This is a genomic window from Desulfococcus multivorans, assembly GCF_001854245.1.
Lineage (GTDB): Bacteria > Desulfobacterota > Desulfobacteria > Desulfobacterales > Desulfococcaceae > Desulfococcus > Desulfococcus multivorans.
Map to the genome: position 1 here is coordinate 807,267 of NZ_CP015381.1, position 9,280 is coordinate 816,546.

The 9,280-nt window shown below is 43.8% G+C and carries 6 protein-coding genes; 1 reads left to right on the top strand and 5 read right to left on the bottom strand.

Going from position 1 to position 9,280, the window contains the following annotated elements:
• Window positions 1-6: 6 nt before the first annotated feature.
• The 3 genes from dmul_RS03450 to dmul_RS20685 form a co-directional block, all read right to left on the bottom strand.
• The gene (locus dmul_RS03450) at window positions 7-1,617 is read right to left on the bottom strand and encodes an alginate O-acetyltransferase AlgX-related protein (protein ID WP_078081189.1); all 1,611 of its coding nucleotides are present in this window, start codon (window positions 1,615-1,617) and stop codon (window positions 7-9) included.
• Window positions 1,618-1,749: 132 nt separating this feature from the next.
• On the bottom strand, window positions 1,750-2,796 hold the full coding sequence (locus tag dmul_RS03455) for an IS630 family transposase (RefSeq protein ID WP_020877410.1): 1,047 nt from the start codon (window positions 2,794-2,796) through the stop codon (window positions 1,750-1,752).
• 115 nt (window positions 2,797-2,911) lie between these two features.
• Window positions 2,912-4,954 (bottom strand): class I SAM-dependent methyltransferase, encoded by a 2,043-nt coding sequence (locus dmul_RS20685; protein ID WP_020877409.1) that lies wholly within the window; start codon window positions 4,952-4,954, stop codon window positions 2,912-2,914.
• 720 nt (window positions 4,955-5,674) lie between these two features.
• Between dmul_RS20685 and dmul_RS03470 the strand changes: the two genes are divergently transcribed.
• Window positions 5,675-7,348: an IS1634 family transposase gene (locus dmul_RS03470; protein ID WP_020877408.1), complete on the top strand. Its 1,674-nt coding sequence runs from the start codon at window positions 5,675-5,677 to the stop codon at window positions 7,346-7,348.
• A 301-nt stretch (window positions 7,349-7,649) separates the two neighbouring features.
• Here the strand turns inward: dmul_RS03470 and dmul_RS03475 are convergent, their stop codons facing one another.
• Both dmul_RS03475 and dmul_RS03480 read right to left on the bottom strand, forming a co-directional pair.
• On the bottom strand, window positions 7,650-8,132 hold the full coding sequence (locus dmul_RS03475) for a hypothetical protein (RefSeq protein ID WP_020877407.1): 483 nt from the start codon (window positions 8,130-8,132) through the stop codon (window positions 7,650-7,652).
• Window positions 8,133-8,296: 164 nt separating this feature from the next.
• Window positions 8,297-9,139, bottom strand: coding sequence for a class I SAM-dependent methyltransferase (locus dmul_RS03480; RefSeq protein WP_020877406.1), 843 nt, complete (start codon window positions 9,137-9,139; stop codon window positions 8,297-8,299).
• Window positions 9,140-9,280 lie beyond the last annotated feature (141 nt).

Sequence of the window (9,280 nt, forward strand, 5' to 3'; positions counted from 1 at the left end):
ACCGTCTTATCCTGCTGTCCGTGTTGCTGCTTCAGGCAGCGCGAGAAAATGATAGTCACCGGGAACGCCGCCGGGATCAAGGCGAAGTTTTACCCATTCGCCCGGTGTTACGGAAACATGCAGGTGGATCAGATTGGTTCCCTTCTTGAGAGGCTGCGTTACGACACGATCTCCTGAAAATCCTTGATCTTTCTGAGCATAAAAAAGTTGTATGGCGGTATTCCCAGGCGCTTGAATGTGCCCCATAACCGCAACCCGACCGTCATTATCCGCCTTCAGAGACGGCAACAGGATTATCGGATCCTTATTTTCAGCAATCAGCGTTAACGCGTTTTCCGCTTCACTCTTTCGATTGAATTCCGCATTGACGGTTTTGACCGTCGCTAAATCCATATCCGGTTTGAGGATGTGCGACGGCGTTTTAAGAAAAATATCTCCAAGGATACGAATAAGAGGGTCGTTGGCACGCGTTCGGGCGCCCTGTGATCTCTCCACGAAGGCCTCCACAACCACGGTTGGGCGAAAGATGTTCAGGACATCATTCGCAAAAGTGAGAGAGAACCTGTTATAATGCGTACGAAGAAACGCTTGGACGTGCAAGGCCAGAGGGCTTATCGATCCCACGCATTGCGGTAACTGTTCGGTGTGTGTCATAGAAAAATAGGAATCAGACATGAACCAGAGCCCATGCTTCTCCTGATTTTTATTGATCAGGAGAAGCGGGCCCATCCAATTCTTGGGAGCCTCTTCACCCGGCAGAAGATTTGAATGGTTTTCGAGGAGATCAGGATGCTGGAGTCTTAAATAAGGAACGGTTTCAGACCCATATTGGTAGCGATAAGCATCAGTAGGAACAATGGAATAGAATTCAGGGCGAGGGGTAAACGCAGGGCTCCATTTCGAAATCCTTCGACCAATCGTTTGATATGCAATGGATAATGCATTACCGTTCCAATGGCATACGTCAAACCAAATATTATAGAGCCTCATTGAAGATTTTTGTTTTGCTAATACCGGGAGCATATCAAGATATTCAATATCGCTCTTGCTGAGAACATCGACAATTTGTTGGTATCGGCTTTGTCCTTTTTTCCACGCCGCCCAAAAAGGGAGCCATTCGGGGTAAAGTGTTGTTTTGTCTGGAATAGAGACCAGTAGATAGGGTATGCCGTGTGATTGAAACCATGCCTGGGTCCCTGCATATCCCAGCTTCAGGTTTACTAAATGCTCTTTGCTCAAGGGATGAACACCGAGGTAAGGGGTCACTGTAGGTGAAATATGCTGCATGAACATTTCATTCTTGCGACCAGTGACATTAACTTTTACAGGCGCATCAAGTCCTTTTTCCCAATAACGGATATACAGACCGAGAAGATGAGAACGGAAGGCGAGATGGTCATTGAACCATGAATCCAGGATGGACGGCCATTTTCGTATTTTTTGATTAAACCAGGCCGGCGAGGACGCAAGAGGTCTGTTTTCCCCGACAACAGGCGTTGGCGCTAGACCGATCAGCTTGACAGTGAGCGGAATCAGCATGATTCCACAGAAGCAAAAACAAAAAAACAGATTTGATATTTTTTTAAGAGACATGACCGAGGAGTGCATTTTTGTCATAAAGTTTAAAGCGCGTTTTTCTGATCAAAATATAATTTCCTGTCTTATCAACTATACAATTGAGTGAAATTCAAATGACCGCTTATCGGTAACAGAACTCTGGACAGTCAAGAGGATGCATGAGCCAGGCAATTAAACAGCCGAACATTTTGTATAGCGAATTTTAGGATGTTTGAAGTACTTCATTACTCGAGCCGGCAGTTTTTGAAGCTTGCGCAAGTGTGATATCGCTTTTTTCTTCAATTGATCTTTCGTTCTCGCCGGTACGCTTGAATGGACACCGGCCTTGAGGTCGCAGTTGAGATATTCATCCGGATTCAGCTCTGGAGAGTAGGACGGCAGAAAGAACACCTCGATTCGGTCTTTATGTTCCGACAGCCAGTCCCTGACAACATGACTGTGATGAACCTTCAGATTATCGAGGATGAGGAATACCTTTCGATCAGCATCTTTAGTGAGTCGTTCCATGAATTTGATCATCGTGCTTGAATTCATTTTATCCTCGTAAACCATGAAACGGACCTTGCCTTGATTCGTAACTGTAGAAATCAGATTGACCCTCGCACATCTGGGATGAAGCCGAATAGCCGGGGTCTGACCGCGAGGTGCGTAGCTTCTGCCGTGATAGCTTTCATTGCAAAGGCCGGTTTCATCTCCCCAGTGAATTTCGGCGTTTTCAATCCTGGCTCTTTTTTCAATGGCTGGATACTCTTCATCAAGCCATTTTTCTACCGCCCTGGGGTTCTGTTTGTAAGCCCCCCTCAGCGGCTTCTGGGGCGTAAATCCCCATCGCTTCAGGTATTCACCAACCGACCGTATGGGCATGTTGATGGAAAAGCGCTCTTTGATCAATTGTTGGACCGCAATGCGAGTCCAAAGCGCGAAAGGCAGTTTGAGCTGGTCAGGGCATTTGTCGTAAATGGTCTTCTGAACCTCTTTTTCCTGATCTGGACTCAAGGTGCGGCAACTGCCGTGCGGGCGGCCGCGCTTCCTGATCTGGATCGCCTTTGCTCCCTCGCGCTCATATCTTTTGCACCATTCGCAAACGGTCGTGAAATGAACGCCGACAATTTCTGCGATCTCTTTGTATTTCCTTCCGGATTTACGAAGTCGAATCGCCTGATTTCTAAGTTGCTGCTGTAATTCCGGCGCAAGTTTGCGTGCATCAATTTTTTCCATGTATGCGCTATAGCATATTTTTCAATTTATTTCTATATTTAATTGCCGGGTTAATAACAATAGACCAAACATTTTACCAATAAAAGAGAGCAGACAAGTAAAATTTAATAATTCCTCACTTTTTTAATTTTTTCCCTCTTAAAAAATTTCTAAATGCGTACCATTTCTGAACCAATCGCCAAGCACGAGAATTCTGAATTTCCTGTAATAATTGTTCAGATTGATTTAACTGTCTCGTTAAGTTTTTAATATACATATCTACAGAAGTGTATTGTGGTTTAGATCGCCGAGTGATAAATTGGTTTAACTTAAATTGATTAGGGTTAGTTAAGTTGTATGCTCCGCGTTCAACAACCGTAAACCCTTTAAATACTGATATATCAGAAATAAGTGGAGCATTATCATTTTTGGCTCGGCTTGTTCCAACTGATTCTATTAATTCAAATATTAGCTGAGTAAATGGTGTTTTGGTAAACCATGGATGATCAGGTTTTTGAAATTCGGCCCAATATCCCCAAGTCCAATCTTCAATAATATACAAACCACCGGGACGTAACAAAGGAAACAAAACCTCGAAACTTGTTTTGGTTAAGCCATACATGTGAGATGCGTCATCAATCACTAAATCTAAAGGTTCTGAGAATTCTTGTAAAAAAATTTGCCGTAACTGTTTTACGTCAATTTGGTTGGTATCCCAATAGGTTTTAATTCGTCCCTCTAAATGGCGCGATTGAACATATTGATGGAAATAAGGACTATTATCTCTTTTTTGAAAATCAATCCCTACGTGTTTCTTGGGTTGAAAATACTCAAACCAAAAAGCCACACTACCACCATCCCACAAACCTAACTCAAAAATATTGTTCGCTTCAAATGTAGGTCGTAACCCCCAAAATTTGGCATATTGATCGATTAGAAATTTTGTTTTATAGAAAACAAAACAATCATCACCTAAATCCCAATCCATATTTCGATAATGTTCTAAGCGAAAAAGTAATTCACTTAATATCATTCGATCTTTCTGCCAATTTAATTTGTTAAACCAATTGTCATTTTGTTCAACAAGTTCATAATGTTGAGATGATTCATTGTGTTGATGCTTATTTAATATCGATATGATTGCTATATTCCTATTAGCCATGAACATATCTAAGTTCTGTAGTTTCACCTGAGTTAGTAGATTTTGCCACTTCGTGTTTAATCGGGATGCAATCTCATCAAACCTATCTTCAGTTAATCCCAAATAAGGCTCCCAAGGTTCGTCTGGATCGGGCCAAGGCTCGTAGAATAAGCACTTATTATCACGGTTTAAATAATATTGAGCAATTTCTCTATTAGACATTTCATAGCGTTTTTGAATGTCTCTTCTGGCTATAGGAGATAAGAGTAACCTTTGTTTAGTCGGATTTTGTGTGTTTAATATATCCGAAATGCCACTTAATTCAGCAACGAGCGCAAGGTGTTGTTCATTACTTATTTTATTTGTAAGTCGCAAAAACTCTGTTACATCTGGGTGAAAACTTCTATTAGTTTTTTGATTAGGTTCAATATAGGGTGTATCCATTTTTAACTCAATGGATTCTAAAAAATCAGCAAAAATCCCTTCTGTTAATTGCTCTTTTTCGTAAATTCGGACGCAAATATTTTCTTTTCCAAAATACTTGTGCCACAATTCAAGACGATTTTCAAAATTTACATATTTATAGACATTACGAATATTTTTTGCCACAAATTCTTGAATCGTTACATTCAATCGGGTAGACACCTCTTTAACCAATTGATTATAAGCTGACTGAATCAGATAATCTTGTCGTCTAAGGTAGATAACTATTTTTATACGAGCATGTTGTCTTAAGAACAAAAGAGGATCTATAGTTTGGGCTATTGAAAAATCTTCCGAACTTAATATTATGTTTTTATACTTTGAATTTTGTATTTCACCCCATAATTGCTCCCATAAATGTGTATTCCAGGACTCTTTTGTGTCAAGTTTTAAGAGGTTGGATAATCCATAATGAGCATTATTAGCTAATCCTGTTTCGGGGTACAAATAACCTTGTTGGGCTAATAATGATTGATTATCTACTAAAAACTGTTGAATAGCAGTTGTTCCTGTTTTATGCAAACCGATATGTAAATATAGATTTAGTTTTGTCATGATGATTTAGTCCAATACAGTTGTCCTGGTTATAACGGATTTGGGGGCGGATATCTAAAGCCGCCCATAGATGCCGATGTCAAAAGATTTTTGCAACCAATCCTCATGATATCTATGCTTGTTAAGCCACTCCGCAGGACTCCTCAAACCGCCGTGTCTTTTTACAGTCGTCGGGTTGCACGGAGCGAAGTTGTGGATCAACGCCCAACCTTTTATGCTCAATTCGGCCGCGTACGGGCTTCCATGAAAGTAAAAGGTCAAGAACAAATGGCGATTCATTCTCTGGCATCAACCTGTCTACCATATTGCTGGTTCTATGGAATCCCGGCTGATCGTAAACCTCCGAATAGCTCGAAAGATTTTCTTTCAGTTTTTCTATCGGTTTCAACATGACATCCGGAACCTTTTCGTTCTCGGCCCATTCGCAAAGTCTTCGAACCCTTTGAGAAAAGGACGCCTTTGTAGCGGCCTCGTAGCAGTTCCACAGCTTGTCCGCGGTGACGGAGAAAAAATCTCTGAATTTTTTGCACGACCGGTCGCAAATCTCAAACTCGGGTTTCGGGTCCGTAGGCAAAAATTCGCCAGCCACGCCCACACCTACATAATAAATTTAAGCACTTAAAAATTTCTACCTGATCTCAGCCCCCAAAACACGTAGGTACAAAATATAAATATATAAGCTAGACATTACTGGCAATATTCGCTAAATACGTAGGTATTATGTATTTGCGCACTGTCAAGAGAAAAAACCGAGACGGCGACACCGTCGAGTACTATCAGCTGGCGCACAACGAGCGTCATCCGGTCACCCGCAACTCGACAACGCGAATCATCCATAACTTTGGCCGGGCCGATCAACTCGATCGAGACCAGCTCGTTCGTCTGTGCAATTCCATTGCCAGAGTTTGCGGCCTTCAGGTTTCTGATCCACTATCCACAGTACCCCAGGATTCCCCGTCCGACTTTCCGAAAGACCTTCAAATCATCCGGACGCTCGATTTCGAGGCGGTTTGGGTGATAGAAGCGCTCTGGGAGCGGCTTGGCATTGGAAAAACCCTGCGCGACCTTGTTCAATCAGAAGGCGTGAATCCCGCTTATGAACGGGCGCTGCCGGCAATGACGGCAAACCGGCTTTGTGAACCCGAGTCAAAGCTGGGTGTATGGGATCGTTGGCTCTCAAAAGTTTATATGCCGGGATGTCATGACCTGAAACGGGATCATATGTACGAGGCCATGGATTTTTTCCATGAACACGCCGCCGATATTGAAAAGACGATATTCTTTCATACCGCCAACCTCTTCAATCTCAAGGTGGATCTCATCTTTTATGACACCACCACCGCATCCTTCTCAATCGATCAGGAAGATGAAGGCACGGATGCGTCTGATGAAGCCGTCCGAAAATACGGCAGATCCAAAAGCGGCGTATGGACCCCTCAGGTCATTGTCGCCCTGGCGGTCACACCCGAAGGGTTGCCCGTTCGTTGCTGGGTCTTCGACGGCAACACTTCAGATGTCGACACCATCGAAAAGGTCCGTTCCGATCTGAGAGGATGGAACCTCAACCGTGCGCTTTTCGTGGCCGACGCCGGGATGAATTCCCGCACCAACAAGGAGGAGCTTGCCCGGGCCTGCGGCAAATACCTCCTGGCAACGCGCATGGTCAGTGTCGCCGAAGTCAAGCGGGATGTGCTGTCCAAACGGGGAAGATATCAGAAGATAAAGGATAACCTCCATGCAAAAGAGGTCATCATCGGAGACGGTGAACGTCGAAGACGATATATGCTCTGTTACAACCCCAAAGAGGCCAAACGGCAGGAAAAGCATCGGCAGACGGTCGTCGAGAGCCTTGAAAAGGCGTTTGACAAACATCCCCGCAAACAGGCGACCGCCAAATGGGCCATTGCCCTGTTGGGCTCAAAACGCTACAGCCGGTACTTGACCATATCAAAGAACGACACCGTCCGGATCGACCGGTCTAAAATCCGTGAAGCCAAACGATACGACGGCAAATGGGTGCTCGAGACCAATGACGATACCATCAGCATGGAAGACGCGGCATGCGGCTACAAGGGTCTGATGGTCATCGAGCGCTGCTTTCGATCCCTCAAGCAAACCCGGATCAAAATGTGCCCCATGTACCACTGGCTGCCTCGAAGGATTGAAACCCATGTGAAAATCTGTGTCCTGGCCCTGCTGATCGAACGCGTTGCAGAGCTTGCATGCGGAAGATCCTGGGGCCGCATCCGCCATGCACTTGAAAGGTTGCAGATTACCGAATTCCAGACGCCGGATCGCAGCTTCCTCAAGCGCAACGAGATTCAGCCGGATGTCAACAGCATCTTGAATAAATTGGAAATATCCGCACCAAAATCAATTCTCGCAATAGAATAACCCGAAAAATTCTCATCAAAATCGTAGGTACACGCTGAATTCCATTCAGTCTCGCTGAGCCTTGCGTGGCGTCCCGTCACGCCGATTTTTGAACCTACTGCTCCGAAACCCGAATTAATGAACACGTGCAAAAAGTATCAGATAACGGAAATTCCCGGAAACAGAGACGTCCACGATTTGATGGTCGCCTTCCATCCATCGGTGTTCACCGATTTCGGACTGTATTCGGGATTAAAGTCCTTAGCTTCCTTAGCGAATTTTCCATAGGCTTCTGTCAAGCCCTTTTCTCCGGCTTTCTCGCTTATGGAGACTCCCAGTATGCACTGCGTGCCGACAACAGTGGGCACGTAAATCTTTTCTCTCCCTTCAGTCGGGAATATTTCTCGTCTGCGACAATATGATCAGGAAGAAGATCGGGGTCCTTGATCGTGGTTCCGACAATGCTGTTTCGGCCCAAGTTTTGTTCCATGCGATGCCAGTACATTGGATCCCTGCCGAACACATGGGTCAAAGCCCAAAAAGGCACGTCGAATTTCCGAAGAAACAGCGCCTTCTCAACCTCGCTTGTAAATGCCGTATGGTAGGGCATTACAAAAGAAGGCCTGACGGTATAAGCAGCAGAATCCACAATGATTCGTCTTGTCGGCATCTGCGATTTCTTCGGATACCGTATCTCTTTGAGGCGGTATCCGTTTTTGATTCCGTCCGAAAAAAGCTCTATAAATTCATTGATGAATTCATCCAATTCCGGCCTGAACTTTTTCCGATCTTCTATTTTATCCATATATTCTACTTGCTCGAAGGGAAGAACATTTGTACGATTTTTTCGGTGGGTGGATTTTTTGACCGGAATTTTCTTTCTCTTTCCTCTTCGATTAAGTCTGCAACTCAACCATAAATGAAAGGGGTGGAATTTTTTAGCCTAAAATTCACTCGCCCCCAAATACATTATAACGAGTTACTTTTTTTGCGAAAAAACATGATCGGATGTGTCTGTCTCGATGGATCAAAAAGGAATTTTTCCAAATGAAAGAGCTCTGAGTATGCTGATCGGGCATATTCTTCAGGTATAAATGTTTCACCGTAAAAATCGGCTGTCATTGCCCCTCCTCCGTTCACACCGTCTCGATTGGAATGCACAAATTCGCCTTGGTCGTAACGCGTGCGAGCATCAGAGAAATCATCAAACAGATTTGAAAGGGCGGCCAGATATCCTGTATGTCCTTTCCCTTTAAGAGACTTACAGAAGTCAAAAAATGTTCGTCCGCGCGTTGTTAAGGCGACCATTCCTCCCGGCACAAGGAGACGACTGAATTCCCGCATCCAACTTTCGCATGCTTTTTCAGATAGATGTGAAAAGACTGAATAACCTATGATAAAGTTAAATTTTCTGCTGGATAATTGCGTCGGCGGAAAAGGTTCCGTTACCAGAAAGTTCTCAGTTTGGAAAGTTTTTTTACAGATTTCTATAAAATCTTCTGTGACATCGATGCCGTAAATGTTTTTCAAGGGGAGTTCGCGCAAAAAAAAGCGTGCAATTCTTCCCCAGCCCACCCCGAAGTCCAACAGAGTGTGCTTTTTTTGAAGAGGCATGCCAAGAATTTTGAAATTTTCGATGCAGTCCTGATAAAAAATGAATGCTTCTTTAAGTGTATTGATACCTGATTGGCCTGTGGTATTGGTTTGTATCTCATCGGAGGGAAAGCCGGGCAACTTGATCCCGTTATAAAATACAGGAGGATTCGAATAGCTCCTGCATACAGCTTCAAACCAATCATCTTGGGTTAACATCAACTCTCTCCATCGTTTGATAATTTTTTTCATATGTCATTAATATGCTTTCTTGGGTTTCAGAGTGAAAAGTTTTACAAAGAGTTCTTGCGGATCGATTCAAAACCGAAAATGTTCTTTCGATTTCGAGTCACATCATGG